Raw genomic sequence first — 22659 nt, forward strand, 5'->3', positions numbered from 1 at the left:
GCCCTGAAGGGCAGAACGCCCATCGCCGCCCTCAAGGACTGGCAACGCCAAAGGCCCGAGCTGTTCAGGAAGCGCGTCTACAATCACACGGGATGCGACAGCTAGGTCCGCGTCGTGCTAAACGCTCTGTTGGTCCGCTCGGTACTTGAAAAAAGGCGGATACTTGACAGGCTTTTTAATATGCCTAGATGATATGTAATGGCTGATCGATACAAATCCTTTCACGACCTGTCCGCCAGCGAGCGGCTCGATATTGACTATCGCATCCGAGCCTTAGATCGCAAATCAGACGCGGTGATCTTGGCGCCGCACGGCGGATGGATCGAGCCAAAGACATCCGAGATAGCCGAAGCAATCGCAGGAACGGATTTATCGTTCTACACTTTTGAAGCCCTACGGAACGGCTCCCACGGGGACCTTCACATTACCTCCCATCGTTTCGACGAGCCTACGGCCATCGACCTTGTCGGTAGGTCCTCAACCTCAGTTGCTATACATGGGCGGCGGGAAGATGGAACCGACCTTGTTTGGTTGGGCGGCCGTGACACTCGCTTGCGCGATGCTATCGGAAGTTCGCTGCAGCAGGCTGGCTTCGGTACCGAGATTAACCGAAGGCTTCCAGGTCTGGATGAAGCGAATATTTGCAACCGCACGCGGAACCGGATGGGGGTACAACTTGAGCTTTCTCCTAGGCTGCGTACTTCGCTGATATCTGATGACAGCCTTCTGGAAATCTTCTGCGAGGCAGTCCGATATTCGGTTCGTACCTCAGGCACCCTTTGAATAGCTTAGTCGCACCACTGCGGGCACAGCTAGCACGAATGGCTCAACGACTGTGAACGGCAGACATTTTGAGCATCGAGTGGGGCTCACGCCCCCCTCTCGAACTTGACCACCGGGATGCCGAGCTTCTTGGCCTTGTCGGCGAGGTTTTCCTGGATGCCATTGCCCGGGAAGACGAGGACACCCACGGGGAGCACATCGAGCATGGCATCATTGCGCTTGAAGGGTGCGGCTTTGGCGTGCTTGGTCCAGTCAGGCTTGAAGGCGACCTGGGTAACGCCCCGGGCTTCGGCCCACTTGGCGGCGATGAGTTCGGCGCCCTTTGCGCCACCACCGTGGAGAAGGACCATGTCGGGATATTTGGTACGGACCTGATCGAGCTTGCCCCAGATCAGGCGGTGATCGTTGAAGTCGGTCCCGCCGGTGATGGCGACCTTGGGGCCTGCGGGCAGCATCACCTCGGCCTCAGTGCGGCGTTTGGCGGCGAGGAAATCGCGACTGTCGATCAGGGCGGCGGTCAGGTGCTGGTGATTCACCTTTGAACCGGTGCGGGGCCGCCAGTTCGAACCCGTGTGATGCCAGAACTCGGTGGCGGCGTGATCGCGCAGCATGTCCATGCAGTTCCGCCGTTCGGTGAGGGTCAGGCCCTCGGCCGTCAGCCGCTCAAGCTCAGTGGATTTCACCTCCGAACCGTCCTGCTCGCGCTGGAGGCGGCGCTGTGCCTGTTCGTTGTCGTCGAGCGACCGTTCGATCCGGGCGGTGGCGCGGTGGAAGAGGTTGACCTGGCCCCAGAGCACTTCTTCGAGGTCGGGTTCCATGCGGGTGTCGGCGAGGCTCGCGACGAGGGCGTCGAAGATGTCGGCGACGGCACCCCGGAGGCGGTCCGCGTCGGGCATCGGGCGCGGATCGGGCTCGTCTTCGAAGGGGCGGTAGCCGTAAAGCTGCAGCTCCTCAAGCGCATGGGCGGTCTGGGATGCGGTGTGGGCGGGTTCGTAAGCGTCGTCGCGGGTTTGGAACGTCATCTTCTTCTTGCCTCCGGGCCTGTCTGGTCCGCGCGTCATCCCGCGCGGCCTTCATGGGCTGCGAAAGCCGTCACGGGGGAGGACCCTTCACCCCCGCCTTCGGGGGCCGGAACGCATGTGGAGGAGGGCGGGGGGCGGCTGATTTGTGTCGCGATGCAAAGCGGGGGCTCGTCCCCCGCGGCGGAAATCAGTTGCCCCCCGTCCTTGAAAGGTCGTCCCCTTTGACGGCCGCCTGCCCATCTCTTGAAGGCCGCTCGGGGGACGGGTGGATGAGCTGCCCCGAGAAGAGGCAAGGGATGACGGTCCAAACCTGCGATGGGTCCGTTCCCCCTGCCCCACTGTCCTGAACTGCCGCTTGCCCGAGGTAGCTCAGATATCCAGGCGCTGCAGATCTTCAGGACCGATCTGTTTTGCCAGATGCTGACGCAGCTCCGTCGGTCCGTCTGCCCGAAGATCGTCGTTGAAGTCCCCGAGCCGTGGCTCGAGCACATGGGCTGCAATCCCGACCTCGGTGGCTCTGGCGCTCAACCTTTCCGCTGCACGCTGCCCGGCCGGATCGCGGTCGATGGCGATGTAGAGGCGCCGCAACCCCTCCGGCAGCAGGACGGCTCCGAGGTTACCCGATGAGAGAGCGGCCCAGACAGGAAGGCCGGGGGCGGCCTCGCGAACAGACAGCATGGTCTCAATGCCTTCGCCGACAACGAGGATGTCGTCACACGGGGTCAACCTGACGGCATTGCCAAGAAGGTGACCCATGGCCCGCCGCTGCGTCTCAACTGCCGCCTTGCCTTGGCCGTCAGGCGCAAGCCAGGTCCGATGCACACCTTGCGAAACCCCTGCGCCATCGGTGACCGCAGCGATCAACGCCGGTCGGGGAATGCTCTTGGTCTGGCCCTCATCCCGATGCCAGCACTTCGGGTGGAAGCGGAGGGAGCTGGTCTTTCCGCCAAGGGTGATGCCCCGGGAGCGGAGATAGGTTTCCGCAAGCGTGCCTGCGACCGACATCGAGGCCGCAAACAAGCGCGCCGCTGCCTCTGGCGTGCCCCCGGGGGTCTTCGATTTTCTGGGTGCCGTGCCATCCGGGGTAATCGGCGCAGGACGACCAAGATGCGCACGCGCCTCGGCGAGAAGGTCGGGAAAGCGGGTGATCCCCGTCCGTTCGCGGATGATGTCGAGAAGATCGCCATGTTCACCGGTGGCTCCGTCAGTGAACTTGCCGGCCGCACCAGGCCCCGATTTGGGGCCGGTCAGCCGCACGAACAGCGACCGGCCGGGATTATTCTGCAGATCGCCCACGATCCAGTAGGAGCCTTCCCGCCGTCCGGCGGGAAGATAGTGACGACAAACGCTTTCGGCATGGGACGAAAGCTCGCGCAAGAGTTCTTCTGTTTCCAATGACATGATCACACAATTCAACCATTGCGTGCATGTAGACCGGAGACCGCAAAACGCGCAAGCAGGCGCTCGAGGACCGCGACCCCGGAAGGATCGGTCGGGCAGAAGAGCCGCAGCTTCCAGGCGATGATCTCCGAAAAGAAGCCATCCGCCTTGAGGCGATCCTTCTGGGCTTCGGTGAATCCCGAGAGTTCGATCCGGTTCATACCCATGACGCGGGACCGGTGCAGCTCCAGACCTTCCGCCAGCCGCACGACGGTCTTGCCCTCGAGAAGGAGGGCATAGACGTCAGCGGCAGTGAGCTTCGGCGCGTCGGCTGCCAAAGTGGCCGCGACCCATGCGGGCGAAACACGGCGGCCGATGATGCGCTGACCGTCATCCATCTGCAGCCGGTAGACGCGCGTTTCGTCCTGGGGGAGCTGCTTCCAAATCGGCAGCAGAAGGCCCGCCACGATGTGGAGCGTGGATTCCGAGAACTCCGGCACCTCGGCCAGTTCCGCGGTCCACGCGGCAGCGAAGGCCGCGCGGTCGGCTTCGAGCCAATGGGTGTCCTCCATCAGCTTGGCCGGGACCGTACTGGCTTCGGTCGGGCGGATCAGTCGCAGGCGGGGCTCGACGGTGCCGTCGTCGAGCATCAGGCTGGTGGCGGGCACTTGCACCGCCGCACGCCCCGAGCGGCTATTGACCAGAAACCGCGCCTTGGGGTCATCCAGCCAGTCGAGCGCATCTGCAAGCGAGGTGGGCGTGTTGCGGCGCTTTTCCGCGATGGTGAGGAGCTGGGTTTCTGCGCCAGAGCCGGGATGGGTGTAGATGACAAGCGCATCGGTGACGCGGAAGCTCTCAGCGCGCAGCGTCTCGAGTCCGAGGTCGTAGACCCCGGCGGCGATGGCGCCTTCGATCCGCGCATCGAGCAGTTCCTCGAAGGCAGCGAACAGCACGGCCTGCATGTCGATCGTCAGCGCGAGCAGGCGATTGAGGAAGGTCGTTATCGGCGGTAGGTCGTCCTTCAGACCGTTGTCATCAGTCAGGCTGAGGCCGGTGGCATCCTCGAAGGCCCCGAGCGAACAGCCTGCTACATCGCCGCGATAAATGCGACGATAAAGCTGGCGCAGGGCGTCGCGGGCATAGGGCGACTCGAGGTTGTCCTCAGGCCGGAACAGCCCCTGCCCGCCAGTCTGGCGCTGGCCGCGTGTGATGGCTCCGAGCGTGTCGAGGCGGCGCGCGATGGTCGAGAGGAACCGCTTCTCCGCCTTCACATCGGTGGCCACCGGCCGGAAGAGCGGCGGCTGTGCCTGATTGGTGCGGTTGGTCCGCCCGAGCCCCTGGATTGCTGCATCGGCCTTCCAGCCGGGCTCCAGAAGATAGTGAACGCGCAGGCGCTGGTTCTTCGCCCCGAGATCGGCGTGATAGCTGCGCCCCGTGCCGCCCGCATCAGAGAAGATCAAGATGCGCTTCTCGTCGTCCATGAAGGCCGCGGTTTCCGCGAGGTTGGCAGACCCCGCCCGGCTTTCGACGACGAGGCGCGCGGAGTGCCCCTCGCCCTTGCGCACGATGCGGCGCGACCGGCCCGTGACCTCGGCCACGAGATCGGTGCCGAAACGCTGGACGATCTGGTCGAGCGCGCCCGGCACGGGCGGCAGCGAGGCCAGTTTCTCGATCATTGCGTCGCGCCGGCGGGCGGCCTCGCGGCATTCGACTGGCTGGCCGTCGCGCACGACGGGCCGCGACGACAGATTGCCCTCGCTGTCGGTGAAGGGCTCGTAGAGCTGCACCGGGAAGGAATGGGCGAGGTAGTCTAGGACGTATTCCCGCGGCGTGATGTCGACGCGGATGTCGTTCCATTCGTCGGTGGGGATTTCTGACAGGCGCCTTTCCATCAGCGCTTCGCCAGTCGAGACGATCTGGATTACGGCCGCATGGCCTGCCGCAAGATCGGCCTCGATGCTGGATATGAGCGTGGGGGTTTTCATCGACGTCAGCAAATGGCCGAAGAAGCGCTGCTTTGCGGATTCGAAGGCGGAACGCGCGGCAGACTTGGCCTGGCGGTTCAGCGTGCCGCTGTCACCCGAGATATTGGCCGCTTCCATCGCGGCGGCCAAGTTGTTGTGGATGATGGCGAAGGCCTCGGCATAGGCATCGTAGATGCTGCGCTGCTCGGGGGTTAGCGCATGTTCCAGCATCTCGTATTCGACGCCATCGTAAGAAAGCGACCGAGCGGTGTAGAGGCCGAGCGAGCGCAGGTCGCGGGCCAAGACCTCCATCGCAGCGACGCCGCCCGCTTCGATGGCCTGAACGAACTCGGCGCGAGTTGCGAAGGGAAAGTCCTTCCCACCCCAAAGCCCGAGCCGCTGCGCATAGGCCAGGTTGTGCACCGTTGTGGCTCCCGTGGCAGAGACGTAGACCACGCGGGCATTGGGCAGCTTGTGCTGCAGGCGCAGGCCCGCCCTGCCCTGCTGCGAGGCCTCCGTATCGCCACGCTCGCCCTTGGACCCTGCCGCATTGGCCATGGCATGGCTTTCGTCAAACAAAATGACACCGTCAAAATCGGTGCCCAGCCAGTCGACGATCTGATCGACGCGGGATTTCTTGGCCCCGCGCTCTTCGGAGCGCAGGGTGGCGTAGGTGGTGAAGAGGATGCCCTCAGAAAGTGGGATGTCGCGGCCTTGCGCGAAACGGGACAGGGGCGTGACGAGGAGTCGCTCCTGGCCGAGCGCCGACCAGTCGCGCTGCGCATCCTCGAGCAGCTTGTCGCTCTTGGAAATCCACAGCGCTTTGCGGCGGCCTTGGGCCCAGTTGTCGAGCAGGATCCCGGCCGACTGGCGGCCCTTGCCCGCCCCGGTGCCGTCGCCAAGGAAGAAGCCGCGGCGGAAGCGAACAGCGTCCGCGGCATCGTTCGGCGCGGCCGAGACCATGTCGCCGGTTTCATCGACGGTCCACGATCCGGCGAGATAGGCGCCATGCGCCTCACCCGCGTAGATTACGGTCTCAAGTTGCGCGTCGGAAAGCAGGCCATCGTGTAGCACGGCGGCGGGCAGTTTGGGACGATAAAAGGGTTTGGGGGGCGCAACGGACGCCATGGCAGCCGACTGCACGAGCTTGGTCGGGTGCGGAGCCGCGCCGGGGATGTCGACGGCCTGCAGGCGGAAGGTCTCGTAGATCGCGTCTGAAATGCGCGCGGAGCCGAGGTCGTCCTCCGTCTCGCGCAGGGTGTAGCCGAGGTCTTCGGCATCCGGCGTGGTGACATGCACATCCATCTTGGCCGCTGCCGTCGACCCCAAGGGTCGAGCGGTGAGGCCGGAGGAACGGCCGGGAATTCCCCGGAAAGGGGAAGTGGTCGGGGAGCACGCGACTGCGCCCGCATCCATCTCGAGGCGTGGCGGGACCTCTGCTACGATCCGGGCGAGGAGCTGCGGCGCATCGACGGACATCGGCCGAGCCAGATCGGCGGTGATGCCGCCCGCCTCGCCACCACGACATTTGTCGAAGACCGAAATCCGCGTCTCGAAGCTGGTGCCGTGTTTGGCAAAGGCCGCACCCGACACAGCGCCGGTGAAGACCAGATGCGCGCGCTCGGTCAGACGGCTGAACGTCTCGGCCCAGGCGGGCGCATCCGGTGCGAAACCGGCGCCAGTGATGGCAACAAGCCGTCCACCGGGAGCAAGGCGCGCGAGCGCCGAGCGCAGATGCCGGGCCGTCGCCTCGGTCGTCCGCCCATCAACATTGGCCATGGCCGAGAACGGCGGGTTCATCAGGATGACGCTCGGGCGAAGGCCCACGTCCAGATGATCGTCGATCTGCGCGGCATCGAAAGTGGTGACGGGATGACCCGGAAAGAGAAGACACAGAAGATCGGCGCGGATGTCCGCCAGCTCGTTCAGCGCGAGACTGCCGCCCGCGATCTCGGCGAGGATCGCGAGAAGCCCGGTCCCGGCCGAAGGCTCGAGGACGAGGTCACGGGGCGTGATCTGCGCTGCTGCCATTGCAGCCAGTCCCATGGGCAGCGGCGTCGAGAATTGCTGGAACCGCTCCATCTCCTCCGAGCGCCGCGTGTGCGTGGGCAAAAGGCCCGCCACCTTGGCGAGGATCGGCAGCAACGCGGCAGGTGAGCCCGCCCGGGCCAGAAGCGCGCGGCCGAACTTTCGCAGGAAGAGGACCAGTGCCACCTCACCCGCCTCATAGGCGAGCTTCCAATCCCATGCGCCATCGGCATCGGAGCCGCCAAAGGCTCGCTCCATCTCAAGCCGAAGACGCAGCGCGTCGATCTGGAAGCCCTTCGCCAGGTCGGGCTGCAGCGCCTCGGCCACGGCGAAGATCGCGGGCGCAGGATCGCGAGATGGAACAGGAACGGGAGGCGCAACAGGCGCGAGATAGGTCATCGGGGAACTCCGAAATGAGGGACAGGATGAGGCCCGGACGCCCTCTCTCGGGCACCCTCAGGCTTGATCTTCCCCGGCCCCCCTCTTCCTCTCGAGCCGACGCGTCCCGGACGCTTGGCTTGATTTTGTTCCTATTATGTTCTATATTGAGGGCCAAGCCAGCAAGGGAGTTTCCCGATGGACAGCACCACATACGCCTTGCCCGCAACGCCCAAGCAGATCGCCTATGCGCGGTCCCTCGCCCTGCGCAACCAGACCCTCCTACCCTGGGAGGTTCAGCAGGACCGGCGGTCGCTCAGCGCTTGGATCGAGGCGCAGGCCCAGCTGAAGCCGGTATCTGACATGGACCGGCTGCCCACGTCCAAGCAGGTGGCTTTCGCGGAGAAACTCGCCCGGATCAAACGGCGCGCCGTCCCGGATGAGTGTTTCCGCGACAAGGGGCTGATGTCGAAATGGATCGACGGGAACAAGTGAGCACGGCATCGGCTGGCTCCGGCCTTCCCGAGCGTCCTCCATACCGTGGCTTGGCAAACTGAGCGTAGTTGCCAACCTACAGGTTGGCAGATTGGCCCTTCGGGACATCAGCCTCGGTCAAACTCCAGTCCGAAGGACCAAGGTCTGGTCTCGACGGCAGGCGGCCAACTTTATGGCTGACGACCTGGGAAGAGGCGCTCGTCACGGTTGCTGCGAACATGCGGCAAGGGGCCGGACCCTGCGCACACCGCGCGGGCCCGGCCAAGTTCCCCTCAGCGGCCCAGTGTCTGGACGACCAGGACGGCCGCTGCCCCGCCCGAGAATTGTTGCTGGCCGGTGATCAGGTTGCCGTCGCGGATAGCAAACGCCTTGAACATCGAATTCACCACGAAGTTGGTGCCTTCCAGCTTGCGCGCTTCTTCCTCGATCCAGAAGGGCTGGATCTTCTGGCCGACCCAAGCGTCGGCGAAGGCTTCTTCGCTGTTGGCGAAACCGGTCCAGGTCTTGCCCTTGACCAGCAGATCGCCGTTCGAAAGGCGTGTCTTCAGCAGAATGCAGGTGCCGTGGCAGACGATCGACACGATCTTGCCCGCCTCATAGGCCCGGGCCACGAAGGCGTGCAGCGCGGTATCGTCGATCATCGTCACCATGGGCGACTGCCCGCCTGCGAGGAAGACCGCGTCATAGGCGGTCGGGTCAACCTCGGCGATGGACTTCGTGCCTTTCACCAGCGCCGAATGGGTGGCGGACTTCTTGAAGCCGAGCGAGATCAGGTCGTGCGCGGAATAGCCAGAGGCATCCTCGGGGTCGGAGAACCCGTCGGCCACCAGACCGCCGCCCTTGGGCGAGACGATCTCGATCTCGTAGCCAGCTTCCGAGAAGGTCCAGTAGGGGTGGGTCAGTTCGGCCCACCAGAAGCCTACGGGCCAGCCCGTGGTGGGCGAAGTGCCGGGATTGGCGGCGATCATCAGCACTTTCTTCTTCGAATGCACATCAATAGCAGCGGACATTGTCGTTTCCTTTCAGAGGGTTTTGGAGTTCGGATAGATGAAGCGCGCGATCAGCGGGGTGAGGCGCGGCATGATGACGTAAGTCATCAGCCCGACCTGGATGCAGACAGTGGCGAGCACGCGGAGGGCCAGGGGCCAGCCGGTCATCAGCGACCCCAGCGTCAGGTTCAGTGCCAGAACCAGTGTGAAAACCACTGCGATCAGCACCAGCGCCATGCGGTGCGGGCTAGGTTGTGGAACCTTAGTGCCAGGGGGAGGGTCGAACCAGAATTCGAGGCCCGTCATCCGCTCCCACGCCGCATCGGCAGCAAACAGGTCGGCGCCCTCGGCCAGCATCGCGGCGCGGAAGTCGGACCGTTCGAAGGCCTCCAGATTGGCCAGGCTGTCGAAGCGGAACACGCTGCGATAGGTTCCATCAGGCCCGGGGCGGTGGAACTCGGCGCCCAGATAGCCGGGAAAGTCGCGGGAAGCGCCTTCGGTCAGGCGCTTCAGCCACGCCTCATAGGCAGCCTCGTGCCCCGGGCGCACCTTGCGCCGCACGGTGATGGTGACAGGGTCTGTCATGGCGCAACCTGCGGCAGGTCATACCAATCGGGCTTCGACTGCTCCCACAGGTTCTTGATGATCCTCTTGCCCGACGGCCCGTCGATCAGCCCAGCCGAGACCAGCCAGCGTCCTGCGGCAGTGATCTCTTTCACCACCCGTGCCCCGCAGGTTGCGCAGAAGGCCCGGCGTGACTTTTCCGAGGACTGATACCAGGCCAGCGCCTCCTCTCCTTTCACCACCATGTCGGCCCGAGGTGCGGCCACGAAGGCATTGAAGTTGCCGTGCATCTTCTGGCAGTCGCCGCAATGGCAGGCCAGAATCCCGGCGGCGCTGGCGGGCATCGTGATGTGAACGTTGCCGCAGTGGCAGGTGGCGGTCAGCGTGTCGGTCATGCCTCAACCCTCCACTGCCGCGAAGGCCCAATTGCGACCCTTGCCGCGCATCAGGGCCTGGTTGATCCAGACCATGGCGAACGGCTCCAACAACCGCGCCTTTGTGATGTCGCCCGCATCCAGCGCCTCGAAGCCAAGGTCGGTCAGCATCAGCCCGACCTTGCCCTTGGCGTCTGTGTCATTGCCGGCCATGAACATGACCGGGGGGTGCGGCAGGCGCGCGGTGTCGGCCATGATCTCGGCCCCTACCTGATTGAGCGTCTTGACCACTTGCGCGCGTGGCAGCCAGCCCTGCACGATCTCGCCGCCCGAGGTGGTATGCCCGAGCGTCAGCCCCATCCCAGCCGCCGTCCGGCCGATGGGGTTCATGCAATCCACGACGATCTGGCCCGCCATATCGCCGAGGTCCCGCACCGCAGCCTCGGCCGCGCCCCAGGGCAGGGCGAGGATCACGATGTCGGCGCCCCTGGCAGCTGCGACGGAAGAGGCGACCTGTGCCCCGGTCTCGGCCGCCAGCGTTGCGACCTTGGCAGGATCACACGCCCCGAGGACCAGATCATGCCCCTTGCCCGTCAGCCCCCGGGCAATGGCCCCGCCGACATTCCCTGTCCCGATAATGGCGATCCGCATGACTTTCCCCTTGCTTGAGTCTTGACCAAAGGGATAAGCGGCAAACGAAAGAAGTGATAGCGAATAGGGTTCATGTCTGACTTAAGCATATCGCAACTCAGGCGGCTGGATCTGACGTTGCTCCTCGTGTTTCTCGGGCTGGTGCGCCACCGCAAGGCGGCGGATGTGGCTTTGGAACTGGGCTTGACCCAGTCGGCCATCAGCCAAGCCGTAAAACGATTGCGTGACATCTTTCAGGACGACCTGTTCCTGCGCCGCCCGCACGGGATGGAGCCGACCGCAACTGCGCTCGCGCTGGAGGAGCCCGTGCGCCGCGCGGTCGAGGCGTTGCGCGGCGCACTCGGGGCGGCGCGTACCTTCGATCCGATGCAGGCCGAGGGCGTGGTGCGCATCGCCGCACTGGACGCCGAACAGGCCGTGCTGGTCCCGCCGTTGGCCGCGCGCCTGCGTCAGGCGGCACCCGGGCTGTGCCTGTCCGTGCTGCCCTTGGGCCGCTCCGATGCCGTCGAGGCCCTGACCGAAGGGCGGGCTGACCTGGCGCTGGGGTTCATCTGGGACCTGCCTGAGACGATCATGGTCGAGCCGATTTACGAGGAAAGTTTCCTCGTGACGGGCCTGCCACAGGCGCTGCCAGATGCCCCCGCCATCAGCCTTGATGCCTATTGCGCCGCCGATCACGTCCTGATCTCACCCGCGGGAGATCTGCGCGGGGTGGTGGATGACCGGCTGGCCGCCGTGGGCCGCCACCGCACCATCACGCTGGGACTGCCCGCGTTCCTGCCTGCGCTTGCAGCGGTGGCCTCATCCGTTGCCCTGCTGACGCTCCCCGCGCGACTGGCAGAACGACTGGCCCCCGGCTTCGGTCTGGTGACAGCCACGCCGCCGCTCGAGATCCGCCGCTTCCCCGTCTCGGTCTTCTGGCACCGCCGTAACTCTACCGATCCCCGAACACTGTGGTTGCTCAAGGCTATCGCGGACAGCTTGCTGCCCTGACGCGATGCGCCGTCCCGGAGTGGTGCATCCGCAACAACGGTCTGATGTCGAAGTGGATAGACAGGAACAGCTGGCGTGTGTCAGTCTTTGGCTGGCGTGTCTGAGGCCTGCTCAACGAAGGAACTCTGCCGCCTGCGAAATGCTGCCCGTAACGCTTCCGTCGGTGAGGGCGGAGAATCCAAAACCTCGAAGAATGCCTGATGGTCGCATGGCTTCAAGCTTGTGACGTCCGCGCTGTTGTCGTTTGCAAGCTTCATTTCTTCGGACCTCCAAGGGCGCTTTCGCTGTAACGCGTCAGCCGACAGCCGTAACCGAGTAGTGCGGCGTCCCATCCCAAACAAGATCCCAGGATGCGCCCGGCCGGACGTTCTGGATGGCGTGGGGCTCGAAGCAGACGAGGCAATTCCCGCCCGGCGCAGGCGCCCAGACCGAGGGGTAGATCAGGCCTCGCGATCCACCCCGACGGAGATGCTGGGCCAGGCTTTGGCCCTCGGGATATCCGACAGCCGGATCCGGATGCAGTGCGGGATGGCCCGCCTCGTCGGTCATATCGTCGAAGATGCCAATAAAGTCCGCCAGCAGTTCCACATAGCGCGCGCTGTCATGGAAGCTGCCGGTAAAGCCGAGTTCGCGTGTGCGATGCCAGGCCACTTCACTGACGGACACCATCACATCCCATGCGCAATACCACGCGCCGCGCTCTTCGGCGTTGAAGCGGTTTCCGCCGACGCGGGTGTAGGTGAAGGCGGCGTTGACATGACTGTCGCCATAGATGCGCAGATCGCGGCTCCGGCGCTGCCAAGCAAGCTCGCGCGGGTCCAGATGCGGATTGCGGCCACGTTCGGCCAGAAGGCGGCCGCTGGTAAGGCCCTCGATCTCTGCGAGAATTTCCATCTCGTCATCAGTATCGACAAGACCGCGCAGGGATGGCGGCTTGTGGTAGGTGGCGGGCAGGAGGCGAACGAGACCGCGATCGGAAATCTCGGTCTGCTTCATGCGCCACCACGCAACGCATCAAGATAGGTCCGCACCGCCAGGATATACGGCAAACCCCCGTCGATGGCAGTGTCGACGGGACGGCTGCCCCCGAACAACGGACCGGTGTTCGGCCGGGTAAACCAGCTTCGCGCGAGCGGCTCGGAGAAATAGAGTTCGAGCGACTTGTAAATGCCGATCACCGCACTGAGCCGCAGCAGCTGGTCCCTCGTGAGTTCCCCCGCAAAGTCCGGCTTCTTGGCGCGCTTCCATGTGCTCTCTGACATGTCAGCAAGGCCAGCCGCTTCCTTGAGGCTGAGACCCCAGGCGTCGACCACGCGCGCGTAAGCCTTCAACGCGACGGCGTTGATCTGTGCGGGTTCCCTGATTTTCTCTGCAACTTGCATTTCGCTCTCCACTGTCCTCAACATAGTTCATATGGTCTCATTGTAAAGATCAAATGAACTATGCGCACTCTCACCCGAACCGCCGCCCGGCTTCCGTGAAAGTATACTCGTTGACGATGATCCCCTCCTCGATGGCCTCGTCCGAGGTCAGGTGGTCGTATTCGGCCTCAAGTTGCCGGTAGAGCCAACGGGCCAAATCACGCAGCGCCTCGGTCACGATGTCTTCGGCGTCCACTGTCGGCGGCTGCCAAGTCGGGCTGTCGCGGCTGACATCAATCGACATGGTGTATTCGTGGTAGTAGCGGCCACGGTGGCTGACCTCGGCGGCCAGCTGATAGAAGTTTCGCCGCTGGATGGCCTGCAACCGATCCGCGATGCCATGCAGCGTCGCGTCCGTGGGCGCGTAGTCCCGGATGCGCGCGGCGGCGCCCTTGGCGTGGGACCAGTAACCCTCGAAGCAGGCCCCGTCGCCCTGGCTCCAGAACCCGGAGAACCAGATACTAGGCTTGGCCCGCGTCCCGCCGCCCATCAGCCGCACGGGCGTGGTCTTCAGGCGGATACCGAGGACCTCGCAGACCCGCTCGAAGTCCTCATAGACCGCGTCCCACCAGTCGTCGTGGGGGCCGAGCTCGCGATACCAACTGCGCGCCTTTTCCTTGGCGGCCTCCGAGAGTTCGGGGAACTGGTAGACCGTGGTGCAGATCACCTCAGGCATCGACATCCTCCCCGTTCAGGGCGGCGGCCAGCCATTCCTGACTGCTCGTCCAGCCGATGGATTTGCGGGCGCCAAGATCGATGACATGCGCGCCACCGCCGAAGGCGTCGAGGCGCGGCCGGGAGCAGGTCTGGGCATACTGGAACCCCCAGAGGCCGGTGAGGTCGAGCTCGTCGGCAAGGCGCAGCACGAAGCGGATGACGGCTTCGACATCGCCGTGGTCCTCGTCATGGATCCAGAGGGTGCTGCCCTCGGGCGCGTCCTGGCGCTCGAGACCGAAGCCCACGACCTCCGGGTCGTCGGCGTCCTGATCCGCGGCGCGGAGTTCCTGAAACAGGGCGAGCGCGCGGGCAGCTTTGTCGGGGCTGCCGACGTCGAGCAGGCATGAGAAATGGGTGAAGTAATCCGCCATGGGGAGCTCCTGAATGAGGAAGACCCGGCCAAGAGGCCGGGCGTTGTTTTGGAATGAAGGGGTGGTTGGGGCGATCAGCCGGTAGGACTTTCGCCCGCCGTCTGTCTCGCGGCATGGGCGCAGAGTATCTGTCGGTAGAAGCGCTTGCGCGCCGCCCGGAAGCCCCGCACGGCGCGCGTGTCGGGGTGGAGCGCCCGGACCACCGCCCGAAGGACGGTGTAGGGCGACGCCGCCGCGGGCAAGCCGAGGTGCTGATAGGCCGGGTCAGTCATATCAGGTGACCTCGACCACGGGCGAAGCAAGATGCGGATCGACCAGCGCCTCGATCCGCTCGGCCCGGCCCATCCAGGGCTCGGGCCGGATGGCCTTCACCCAGTCGGCGAAACTCGGGATGAAACCGAGATCTTCCTTCACATGCTGCTCACCGACCCAGCGGGTCGGGATGATGCGCCCGGTCGAGAGTGTAAGGGTGGGACCGAAAATCGTCTCGGCCATGAAGATGCCCTCGGCATGGTGGCGCAGCGCCCGGTGCCGGAAGTCCGCGGTGATCTCCTTGCTCTGGTCGATTATGTGGACAGCACGCCCGCGGCGGCGTTTTGCCATATGCTGGACGGTATGACCCCGGAATCTCTTGAGGCGCTGATGTTCAAACTGACAGGTTCCGTTAGCGGCGGCACAATTCTGGTGACAGATTTGGACGGTAATCCAGTCGAGCCGATCTGTCGATTTGCTGCCTACTTGCTGGCGAAAGCATATTCGCCCAACACCGCCCTCGCCTATGCGCGCGACCTCATTCATCTCTGGACCTTTCTCTCAACACAAGGAATTCATTGGACCTCCTTCTCCCCTGAACTCTCAGCCGCCTTCCTGGGGCACCTTCGGTCGGTGCCAGCCAATCGCAAGCGCCGGGACACTTCGATCAGACTTGTGGTGAGTGAGGGGGCGCCCGTTGCAAAAGGACTGTCGGCCGCCACGATCAATCGCGCCCTTGTGGCGGTCGACGCCTTCTATCGTTGGGCGATTTTCACCGGAGCGTTCAGCGTGGCAAACCCGATCGTGAAGAAACAAGATCAAACATCTTGGCGGGTGAGCGACAGGCACAGGCCGTTTCTGACTGGGATTTTACGGCAGAGGTCTGAGGTCAGAGAATTGCGCCTCAAGACCATGCAGCGGCTTCCAAGACCGATGAATCAGCAACAGGTCGAAGGCCTAATGGCCGCCACGCGCAATCTCCGCGATCGCAGCTTGGTATTGCTGATGCTGAACGGAGGCCTTCGCCCCGGAGAAGTCCTCGGCTTACATCTGGCCGATATCGGCTACGGGCGCCGCCGCATCTTCGTGCGCTGCCGCGATGATCATCCAAAGGGCGCACGATCGAAGTCCCGCGTCGAGCGCGTAGTCGATTTGCATGATGGCGAGACACTGGAAACCCTGAACGCATACGTCATGCACGAACGACCAAGTGATGCTGACGTTCCTTTCGTGTTCCTGGTCGGCGGCACAGGCGTAAACCGTCAAGAACCGCTGTCCTATTCTGCGCTGGCGCGACTTTTCGCTCGCGCATGTGAGCGCGCCGAGATCCGTGAGCCGTGGATGACCCCGCACGCCCTTCGCCACACCCATGCGACGCGCATGTGGGAGGCAGGGATGCGAGAACTGACATTACAGAAGCGATTGGGTCATGCCTCGCCGGAATCGACCAGAATTTACACAAGGGTATCCGACGCCGTAGTGGTCGCCGAGTATCGACACGCCTTGGGTCTGGACCGTCCTTCGCAAACAACGGACGGAGAGGCTCTGTGACCCATGTATCGCCAAAATCGGACGTCGACCGCCCTGTCATATTTGAGCACGCAGACGAAGCTGACTATGCGGCATTTCTGGCGCGCATCCCGATGGCTGACAGTTTTCGCCGCAAGCGGCTGATATACCGATCCACGTTTATTGAGAGTTGGCCGGATATCAGGGATTGGTTCGCTGCCCCCCTGCCCATCAGAATTGGCTGCCTAAATGGTGACAAGCAGGCCCACCCGACTTATCCGGTCAGCTTTCGGGCCCGCAGCTATCTTTATTACGCAGCCATGACCGACCGAATCCGGTTGGACTACGATTTCCTGTTCGCAGTCGGGAACATGCGTGTGGCGGAGACGATGGAGCCATTGAACGCCTATGAGGGGCTCGACGCATTGGTCGCGGACAGTGCGAAGATTGGCTATTCCGCAACCGGCGTGCAAGCAGCGCTCCGCGTGGTTTTGCCACGCCTTGCGATGAACACGGGTGTTCGCTCTTTCGGCGAACTTCGCCAGCATCACCTCGACGAAATGATCGCAGGTGTCGACGCCTTCGCCGCACGGCATGACACTCATATCTTCCGAAACGAGAAAGAAGACTTCCCGGCAGGCTTTCAGCGCAGCTGGCGGGTCAAAACCCGCATTCTGCAGCTGCTCCTCTTCCAAAACGGGAATGATGTCATCCGGCCTCAGATTATCCAAGACAAACGCAAGCCGATCGCTTCGCCGAGGCCAGACCTCCAGGAATGGGCAAACCGGTGGCTTGAGAGAAAGCGGGTCAGTCTTGCTCGCCCGACGGTAGATCACATGGCCGTTTCGATGAGGCATTTTGTGACTTACTTGTCTACCCGACAGCCCAGCATTTTGAACTTTGCTGATATCAATCCTGAGCTTTTCAACGATTACCTTCGCCACCTTCAGTTCGACATTGCACCACGCACAGGCGCGCCGCTGTCCATAAACGCTCGTCGAGCAAGGGCGGGCACTGTTGCCAAGTTCCTGTCTGATGGCGCGGCATGGGACTGGCCCAATTTTCCAACACGGCCGATTCTTGATCCGAACGATCTGCCGAAGTTGGCACACCGCGTGCCAAGGTTTATTCCAGAGGACCAGCTGTCGCGCCTTATGGCGCAGCTGCCGAGCCTCGAGTGTGAGTTTCAGAAGGCAGCGCTCCTGATCGCCCGCTGGTCTGGCGCTCGGCGGGGAGAGGTGATTCGGCTCCGCTTGGACTGCCTGGATCAGTATCCCGACGGGACCTTCCGACTGCGGATACCCGCTGGAAAGACTATGCGGGAACGCCTGGTGCCTTTGCATGACGACGCCGCAACGGCATTGCACGAAGTCATCCAGCGACGGCTCGAAGCCAACGACCGTCCGATCCGGGATGACAAGACTGGCGACTTGGTCCGCTATGTCTTCTTTCGCCGCAGCGGGCGGATGTCGGCAGACTATTTGCTACAATACCCCCTGAATCAGATGTGCAGACTCGCCGGGCTGGTCGATCAAGATGGAAAGCCGATAGTTACCAGCCATCGGTTTCGGCACACTGTGGGCACGCAACTTGCCGAACGAGGTGCCAAGTTGCACACGATCATGAGCGTCTTGGGGCATCAGACGCCGCACATGTCCATGGTCTACGCACGGATCAGCGACGCCGAAGTGCTGCGCGACTACCGCAGCGTTCTGGGACCCGGCGAAATGATTGCCGGACCGGGCGCAGAAGCGATCCGCGCAGGAAAGCTGTCATGCGCGGCGATCGACTGGCTTAAGTCGAACTTCATCAAGACCGAGCTCGAACTTGGCCATTGTCTACGCCTGCCGTCGGAGGGACCTTGCGAATGCGACCTGTATCTCAGCTGCGCCAAGTTCGTCACGACCAAAGCTTACGCTGGTCGGCTGCAAGAGCGGAGAAAACTCGAGTTAGTACTTGCTGAAGATGCGCGCGAGCGGGGATGGTCTAAAGAGGTCGAACGACATCAGAGCACAGCTTCGCGCATCGAACGTCTGTTGAAGGATCTGGGTGAAGAAGCCGACCCATAGCAGTGAGCGAACGACAAATAAGCTATGTTGACATCGGATTGCGTCGGCCAAACCGCGCGCTATAGCAAACTCATACCAGATGTCATGATCTTCGCACGGAAGCCCAGACCATCGCTACCCAGAAAGCTGTCCGAAACGTCATCGCGCCGACAGTGCGCGCCTCGAAGGCATCCCCCACAAAAACCCGCCAGCCGAACACGGCAAACACCGTTGCGTTCGCGATCAGGATGGTCAGCGCGACGGGCAACGCAAGCCGATGCCCGATCATCAGAAGCCGGCCGCCAATGACATAGGCGAAGCCTGCGAGGAAGTTGAACCACAAGACAAAGGGCACGACGGCCCCCATGTCGACCAAGCCGAACAGGGCCGATCCACCCGATATCAGCGTCAACAACCCAAAGGCTATGGCCGCTACACCGGCGATGTGATGCGTTTTCATGTCTGCATCTCCTTGCGGGCAAACAGAACCAGTTGCACCTCCAGCAGGCGCATCCCCTCGGGCACGATGTCAAAGCTGCGCGAGCCAAGGCTCCACCGGATGGCAATGCCCTGAACAAGCGAGGTCAGAAGCACGGCGGCATCCTTTGGCTGAACGCCCGCACCCATCATCCCGGCTTGGGCCATGGCATGCAGGTTTGCCACCAGATGCGCCTGATACTGCATCAGAACCCCACGAAACCGGTCGCGCAGGGCGGCATTGTCCACGTTCAATTCGCGGGAATGCAAAATGGCCGGAAGCGCGGGGGTTTCCCCGATTTGCTGCAACTGCGCAGCAATCAGCGCCCGGAGCCTTGACTGCGGGCTTTCGTTGCTGTCGACGGCCTGCTTCCAGGCAGTTTCCAGCCGATCTGCGATGGCCTCCCCGACCGCGGTCCAAAGCTCTGCCTTTGTCGGGAAATGCCGAAAGATCGCGGCTTGGGTCACGCCAACCTCTTGCGCGACGTCATTGGTGGTCAGCCGGTCGGGGCCGATACGGTCGGCCAAGTCCAGAACGGCCGCGATGATTTCCGTCTTGCGATCTTCGGCTGATTTGCGACGCAACATGGGACACCTATTGTAAGTAGGTAATCACTAACATATTTTGCAAAGCAAGCAAGCTGATTCGCCAGAGCGAGAGGACCGCCATGCCCAGCCCCAAAGGATACACCCGCCTTCAGATCGCGCTTCACTGGGGCGCGGCCCTGCTGATCGTGCAGCAATACCTGTTCAAGGATGCCATTGCCGCCGCGTGGGACGCTGCGGCAAAGGGGGTGGAAACCGCCTTTAATCCGCTGGTTCTGGCCCATGTCGCAGGCGGGGCGCTGGTCATGCTGTTTGCGCTGTGGCGGCTGTCGATCCGGGCGCGGCGCGGCGCGCCTGCCATGGTCGGTGACAGTGCCGCGCAGCGCGCCTTGGCAAAGGCCGCCCATGTCGGCCTTTACGCGCTGATGATCCTGATGCCGCTCAGCGGGTCGATGGCCTGGTTCGGCGGGGTCGATCTGGCGGCACAGGGCCATAACGTGCTGAAGATCGTGCTGCTGGCGCTGGTGGCGCTGCATGTTTTGGGTGCGCTCTATCATCAGTTTGTGCTGAAAGACGGCCTGATCAACCGCATGCGCCGGGCCGAGGGCTGAGCGATGCGCAGAACCTGGATCCTTGGCGCGGTTGCACTGGTTGGGCTGGCGGCGGCGGGCTGGTTTCTGACCGAACGGCCCCTGACTGTGACGGTTGTCGTCGCTGAAACCGGGGTGCCCTTGCGCCTTTACGGTCTAGGTTCCGTCGAGGCCCGGATCCTGTCGCGCGTCGGGTTCGAAGTTGGCGCGGCATTGGTGTCGGTGTCGGCAGATGCAGGGGATGCGGTCAAGGCCGGACAGGAACTGGCCGCCTTGCATCCGGCTGAGCAGATAGCGCGCGTTGCGCGGGCGCAAGCAGCGGTTGCGGCAAATGCCGCCGGTCAGGCCAAGGCCGATGCCGCAGTGGCGCGGGCGCAGGCAGTTCTGGCACAGCGCATTGCCGCGAACGATCGACAGAAGGAACTTGCGCGGCAGGACGTCGCCTCTATCCAGCGAGCCGAGGAGGCACAGCGCGACGAGGATGTGGCGCGGGCCGAACTGGCCTTGGCCGAAGCCGATCTGGCCGTGATCCGCGCGCAGGGCGCAGATGCGGCGGCCGCCTTGCAACTGGAACAAACCTTGCTCGCCCATCACCGGCTGGTCGCACCCTATGATGCGGTTGTCGTGGCTCGCCACGTCGAGCCGGGCACGGTGGTCAAGGCCGGTGATCCAATCTTCACCCTGATTGATCCGGCAACGATTTGGGTTCAGGCCTTTATCGACGAAGAACGCGCCGGCCAACTGGCGCTTGGACAAGAGGGTGTCATCCGCCTGCGGTCACAGCCTGCGGCAGAGTTCCACGGCACCGTCGCCCGGATCGGGCTGGAAAGTGACCGCGTTAACGAAGAGCGCCGCGTCTGGCTGACCTGTTCCGACTGCCCCGAAGCGATGTTCCTTGGCGAACAGGCCGAAGTACGCATCCTGACCGGCATACGCGACAACGCGCTGATGGTGCCCGAGGTGGCGATCACCGGCTTTGACGGCTTTCGCGGCATAGTCTGGCTGGTGCAGGATGGTCGGCTACGCCGCGCCGAGCTGACCTTTGGCGCACGCGACGACCGGGGCCGGGTCGAGGTGACAGGCGGCCTGCCCGAGGGCGCCGCGATTGTCGCCATGCCGCCGAAAGGTGCCGACGAAGGCAGACTGGCCCGGATCGGGGACGCGCCATGAATCTGGCGCTGAAAGACATCCGGCATGGCCTGTTCCGCTTTGTGCTGACCTGTTTCGGGTTGGGCCTGCTGATGACGGTCGTTCTGGCGATGATCGGCATCTACAATGGCCTTGTGGCCGATGCGTTGGCGGTGGTCGAGGCCCCCGCGGCGGACGTCTGGGTGGTCGAGGCGGGCACCAAGGGGCCTTTTGCCGAAGCCTCGTCCATTCCCGCCGACAGCCGCGACACCGTGGCCCGCATGCCCGGCGTGGCCGAAGCCGGGGCCATCAATTACCAGACCATCGAGGCCCCCTTCCTTGACCGCGCCTTGCGGCTTTATATCATCGGCTATGAAACCGGACGTCCGGGTGGCCCGCAGATCATCGCCGAAGGGCGCGGCATCGGCACCAGCCATTTCGAACTGGTGGCCGACCGCAAGACTGGCCTTGTGCTGGGTGATACCATCCGCCTTGGCCGCAACCGCTTTACCGTGGTCGGGCTCGTCGAAGGGGCGATGAACTCGGGCGGCGATCCGGCGGTTTACATGACGCTTGCCGATGCGATGGCGCTGCAAACGGAACTTGCTCCGGCAGATCAACGGGTGCAGGCCGCGCGCGGGGCGGGGGCGGTCAAGTCGGCCTCGGTCGCGGCAGTGATCGTGCGCGTGACGCCCGGCGCGGATGTCGATCTGCTGACCGCAACCTTGCGGCAATGGAAGCATCTGGCTGCCCTAAGCCAGACCGAACAGGAAAACATCCTGCTGGCCTCGGTTGTGGACAAGGCGCGCCGTCAGATCGGGCTGTTTCTGGGAATCCTCCTGGCGGTGTCGGCCGTGGTGATCGCGCTGATCATCTACACCATGACCATGGAAAAGCTGAAGCAGATCGCAACGCTAAAGCTGATCGGCGCCCCAGACCGCACCATCATCGGGCTGATCGTACAGCAATCGCTGATCCTTGGGACCGCAGGTTGGGGCATCGGTCTGGTTCTGATCCTGCTTGTCAAGGATGTCTTTCCGCGCCGCGTGGTGCTGGAACCGTTTAACGTGGCCGTTCTGGCCGGGATCATCGTCGTGGTCTGTCTGGCCGCCAGCGGTCTGGGCGTGCGCGCGGCCCTGAAGGTGGACCCCGCCACCGCGCTGGGAGGCTGAGCCATGGCCATCGGTGATATTCTGGTCGATGTGCAAGCCGTGGCCAAGCACTATGGCGAAGGCGAGACCCGCGTCGATGCCCTCCGCCAAGTTGACCTGCAGGTGCGTGCAGGTGAGGTGATCGCACTCCTGGGGCCGTCAGGGTCTGGCAAGACGACGCTTCTGAACATCATCGGCTGCATCCTTGACCCATCCTCGGGTCGGGTGGTGCTGGATGGTGATCCGGTCTTTGACGGCAAATGGCTGCGCAGCGATCTGCGTCGTCTGCGGCTGGACAAGATTGGCTTCATCTTTCAGGCGCACAACCTGCTGCCCTTCCTGACGGCGGCAGAAAATGTATCCCTCGTCCTCGACCTTGCCGGTTGGGCGCCCGAAAAGGGAAAGGAGCGGGCAAAAGAGCTTCTCGATTATCTCGAGGTCGGCCACCGCGCCCCGGTTAAGCCCGCGCTGTTATCAGGGGGCGAGGCGCAACGCGTGGCTATCGCACGCGCGCTGGCCAACCGCCCGCGGATCATCCTTGCGGACGAGCCGACCGCGGCATTGGACAGCAAACGCGCACAACTGGTCATGGACCTGCTGCGAAAGCTTGCCGCCGAGCAGGAAGCCTGCATCCTGACGGTCACCCATGACGAGAAAATCTTCGACCGCTTCGATCGGCTTATCCATCTGCGCGACGGAAAATTGGCAGATGAGTAGTGCCTAAGTGTCGCATCCCGTGTGATTGTAGACGCGCTTCCTGAACAGCTCGGGCCTTTGGCGTTGCCAGTCCTTGAGGGCGGCGATGGGCGTTCTGCCCTTCAGGGCTGA

The 22659-nt window shown here is 63.5% G+C and carries 23 protein-coding genes and 3 pseudogenes; 10 read left to right on the forward strand and 16 right to left on the reverse strand.

Annotated elements, in window-relative coordinates:
- Positions 1–105: pseudogene (locus IE126_RS26140) on the forward strand (IS481 family transposase); the annotation flags it as partial.
- Positions 106–198: 93 nt separating this feature from the next.
- Positions 199–783, forward strand: a complete 585-nt coding sequence (locus tag IE126_RS23690) for a poly-gamma-glutamate hydrolase family protein (RefSeq protein WP_189382684.1) — start codon at positions 199–201, stop codon at positions 781–783.
- An 86-nt stretch (positions 784–869) separates the two neighbouring features.
- Here IE126_RS23690 and IE126_RS23695 read toward each other — a convergent pair whose 3' ends face one another.
- The 3 genes from IE126_RS23695 to IE126_RS23705 form a co-directional block, all read right to left on the reverse strand.
- Positions 870–1805: a DUF2493 domain-containing protein gene (locus IE126_RS23695; protein WP_189382685.1), complete on the reverse strand. Its 936-nt coding sequence runs from the start codon at positions 1803–1805 to the stop codon at positions 870–872.
- 369 nt (positions 1806–2174) lie between these two features.
- Positions 2175–3206: a DUF7146 domain-containing protein gene (locus tag IE126_RS23700; RefSeq protein ID WP_189382687.1), complete on the reverse strand. Its 1032-nt coding sequence runs from the start codon at positions 3204–3206 to the stop codon at positions 2175–2177.
- A gap of 11 nt (positions 3207–3217) precedes the next feature.
- The gene (locus IE126_RS23705; protein ID WP_189382689.1) at positions 3218–7576 is read right to left on the reverse strand and encodes a strawberry notch family protein; all 4359 of its coding nucleotides are present in this window, start codon (positions 7574–7576) and stop codon (positions 3218–3220) included.
- A gap of 177 nt (positions 7577–7753) precedes the next feature.
- Here IE126_RS23705 and IE126_RS23710 point away from each other — a divergent pair, with 177 nt between their 5' ends.
- On the forward strand, positions 7754–8050 hold the full coding sequence (locus IE126_RS23710) for a hypothetical protein (RefSeq protein WP_128515242.1): 297 nt from the start codon (positions 7754–7756) through the stop codon (positions 8048–8050).
- A gap of 272 nt (positions 8051–8322) precedes the next feature.
- On the opposite strand, the gene IE126_RS23715 is transcribed toward IE126_RS23710, so the two are convergent.
- From IE126_RS23715 to IE126_RS23730, 4 genes are read right to left on the reverse strand one after another with little or no spacing between them, the layout of a single operon-like run.
- Positions 8323–9060: a type 1 glutamine amidotransferase domain-containing protein gene (locus IE126_RS23715; RefSeq protein WP_189382691.1), complete on the reverse strand. Its 738-nt coding sequence runs from the start codon at positions 9058–9060 to the stop codon at positions 8323–8325.
- Between the two features lie 12 nt (positions 9061–9072).
- A complete protein-coding gene (locus IE126_RS23720; RefSeq protein ID WP_189382693.1) occupies positions 9073–9624 on the reverse strand; it encodes an antibiotic biosynthesis monooxygenase in 552 nt (183 codons plus the stop codon).
- Positions 9621–9998: a GFA family protein gene (locus IE126_RS23725; protein WP_189382695.1), complete on the reverse strand. Its 378-nt coding sequence runs from the start codon at positions 9996–9998 to the stop codon at positions 9621–9623. The genes IE126_RS23720 and IE126_RS23725 overlap by 4 nt, the downstream gene beginning before the upstream one ends.
- 3 nt (positions 9999–10001) lie before the next feature.
- Entirely contained in the window at positions 10002–10628 is a 627-nt protein-coding gene (locus tag IE126_RS23730; RefSeq protein WP_189382696.1) for an NADPH-dependent F420 reductase, read from the reverse strand.
- 72 nt (positions 10629–10700) lie between these two features.
- On the opposite strand from IE126_RS23730, the gene IE126_RS23735 reads away from it, so the two are divergent.
- Entirely contained in the window at positions 10701–11621 is a 921-nt protein-coding gene (locus IE126_RS23735; protein ID WP_189382698.1) for a LysR family transcriptional regulator, read from the forward strand.
- 80 nt (positions 11622–11701) lie between these two features.
- Here IE126_RS23735 and IE126_RS26430 read toward each other — a convergent pair whose 3' ends face one another.
- The 6 genes and pseudogenes from IE126_RS26430 to IE126_RS23765 form a co-directional block, all read right to left on the reverse strand.
- Positions 11702–11953 (reverse strand): type II toxin -antitoxin system TacA 1-like antitoxin, encoded by a 252-nt coding sequence (locus tag IE126_RS26430; protein ID WP_189382700.1) that lies wholly within the window; start codon positions 11951–11953, stop codon positions 11702–11704.
- A complete protein-coding gene (locus tag IE126_RS23745) occupies positions 11916–12617 on the reverse strand; it encodes an RES family NAD+ phosphorylase (RefSeq protein ID WP_189382702.1) in 702 nt (233 codons plus the stop codon). The genes IE126_RS26430 and IE126_RS23745 overlap by 38 nt, the downstream gene beginning before the upstream one ends.
- Positions 12614–13015 (reverse strand): MbcA/ParS/Xre antitoxin family protein, encoded by a 402-nt coding sequence (locus IE126_RS23750; RefSeq protein ID WP_189382704.1) that lies wholly within the window; start codon positions 13013–13015, stop codon positions 12614–12616. The genes IE126_RS23745 and IE126_RS23750 overlap by 4 nt, the downstream gene beginning before the upstream one ends.
- Before the next feature lie 58 nt (positions 13016–13073).
- Complete coding sequence (locus tag IE126_RS23755) at positions 13074–13718, reverse strand: antitoxin of toxin-antitoxin stability system (protein WP_189382706.1); 645 nt, start codon at positions 13716–13718, stop codon at positions 13074–13076.
- Positions 13711–14130 carry a hypothetical protein gene (locus tag IE126_RS23760; protein WP_189382708.1) on the reverse strand — a complete coding sequence of 140 codons (420 nt, stop codon included), beginning with the start codon at positions 14128–14130 and terminating at the stop codon, positions 13711–13713. Before IE126_RS23760 ends, IE126_RS23755 begins: the two co-directional genes overlap by 8 nt.
- Positions 14131–14403: 273 nt before the next feature.
- Positions 14404–14709 (reverse strand): annotated as a pseudogene (locus IE126_RS23765) (DUF6915 family protein); the annotation flags it as partial.
- Between IE126_RS23765 and IE126_RS23770 the strand changes: the two are divergent.
- Together IE126_RS23770 and IE126_RS23775 are read left to right on the forward strand one after the other, a co-directional pair.
- The gene (locus IE126_RS23770; protein WP_229825853.1) at positions 14641–15933 is read left to right on the forward strand and encodes a tyrosine-type recombinase/integrase; all 1293 of its coding nucleotides are present in this window, start codon (positions 14641–14643) and stop codon (positions 15931–15933) included. The pseudogene IE126_RS23765 and the gene IE126_RS23770 sit on opposite strands and share 69 nt — an antisense overlap.
- Positions 15930–17960, forward strand: a complete 2031-nt coding sequence (locus tag IE126_RS23775) for a tyrosine-type recombinase/integrase (protein ID WP_089258509.1) — start codon at positions 15930–15932, stop codon at positions 17958–17960. Before IE126_RS23770 ends, IE126_RS23775 begins: the two co-directional genes overlap by 4 nt.
- Positions 17961–18042: 82 nt before the next feature.
- Here the strand turns inward: IE126_RS23775 and IE126_RS23780 are convergent, their stop codons facing one another.
- Together IE126_RS23780 and IE126_RS23785 are read right to left on the reverse strand one after the other, a co-directional pair.
- Positions 18043–18399, reverse strand: coding sequence for a hypothetical protein (locus IE126_RS23780; protein WP_028030776.1), 357 nt, complete (start codon positions 18397–18399; stop codon positions 18043–18045).
- A complete protein-coding gene (locus IE126_RS23785) occupies positions 18396–19004 on the reverse strand; it encodes a TetR/AcrR family transcriptional regulator (RefSeq protein ID WP_028030777.1) in 609 nt (202 codons plus the stop codon). Before IE126_RS23785 ends, IE126_RS23780 begins: the two co-directional genes overlap by 4 nt.
- Positions 19005–19084: 80 nt before the next feature.
- Between IE126_RS23785 and IE126_RS23790 the strand changes: the two genes are divergently transcribed.
- From IE126_RS23790 to IE126_RS23805, 4 genes are read left to right on the forward strand one after another with little or no spacing between them, the layout of a single operon-like run.
- Positions 19085–19573 carry a cytochrome b gene (locus IE126_RS23790; RefSeq protein ID WP_028030778.1) on the forward strand — a complete coding sequence of 163 codons (489 nt, stop codon included), beginning with the start codon at positions 19085–19087 and terminating at the stop codon, positions 19571–19573.
- Positions 19574–19576: 3 nt separating this feature from the next.
- Positions 19577–20722 carry an efflux RND transporter periplasmic adaptor subunit gene (locus IE126_RS23795; protein WP_028030779.1) on the forward strand — a complete coding sequence of 382 codons (1146 nt, stop codon included), beginning with the start codon at positions 19577–19579 and terminating at the stop codon, positions 20720–20722.
- Positions 20719–21852, forward strand: a complete 1134-nt coding sequence (locus tag IE126_RS23800; protein WP_028030780.1) for an ABC transporter permease — start codon at positions 20719–20721, stop codon at positions 21850–21852. The genes IE126_RS23795 and IE126_RS23800 overlap by 4 nt, the downstream gene beginning before the upstream one ends.
- 3 nt (positions 21853–21855) lie before the next feature.
- Positions 21856–22548, forward strand: coding sequence for an ABC transporter ATP-binding protein (locus tag IE126_RS23805; RefSeq protein ID WP_028030781.1), 693 nt, complete (start codon positions 21856–21858; stop codon positions 22546–22548).
- 3 nt (positions 22549–22551) lie between these two features.
- On the opposite strand, the pseudogene IE126_RS26150 reads toward IE126_RS23805, so the two are convergent.
- A pseudogene (locus tag IE126_RS26150) lies at positions 22552–22659 on the reverse strand (IS481 family transposase); the annotation flags it as partial.

The sequence above is a fragment of the Gemmobacter nanjingensis genome, from assembly GCF_014652195.1.
GTDB classification, from domain to species: domain Bacteria; phylum Pseudomonadota; class Alphaproteobacteria; order Rhodobacterales; family Rhodobacteraceae; genus Gemmobacter; species Gemmobacter caeni.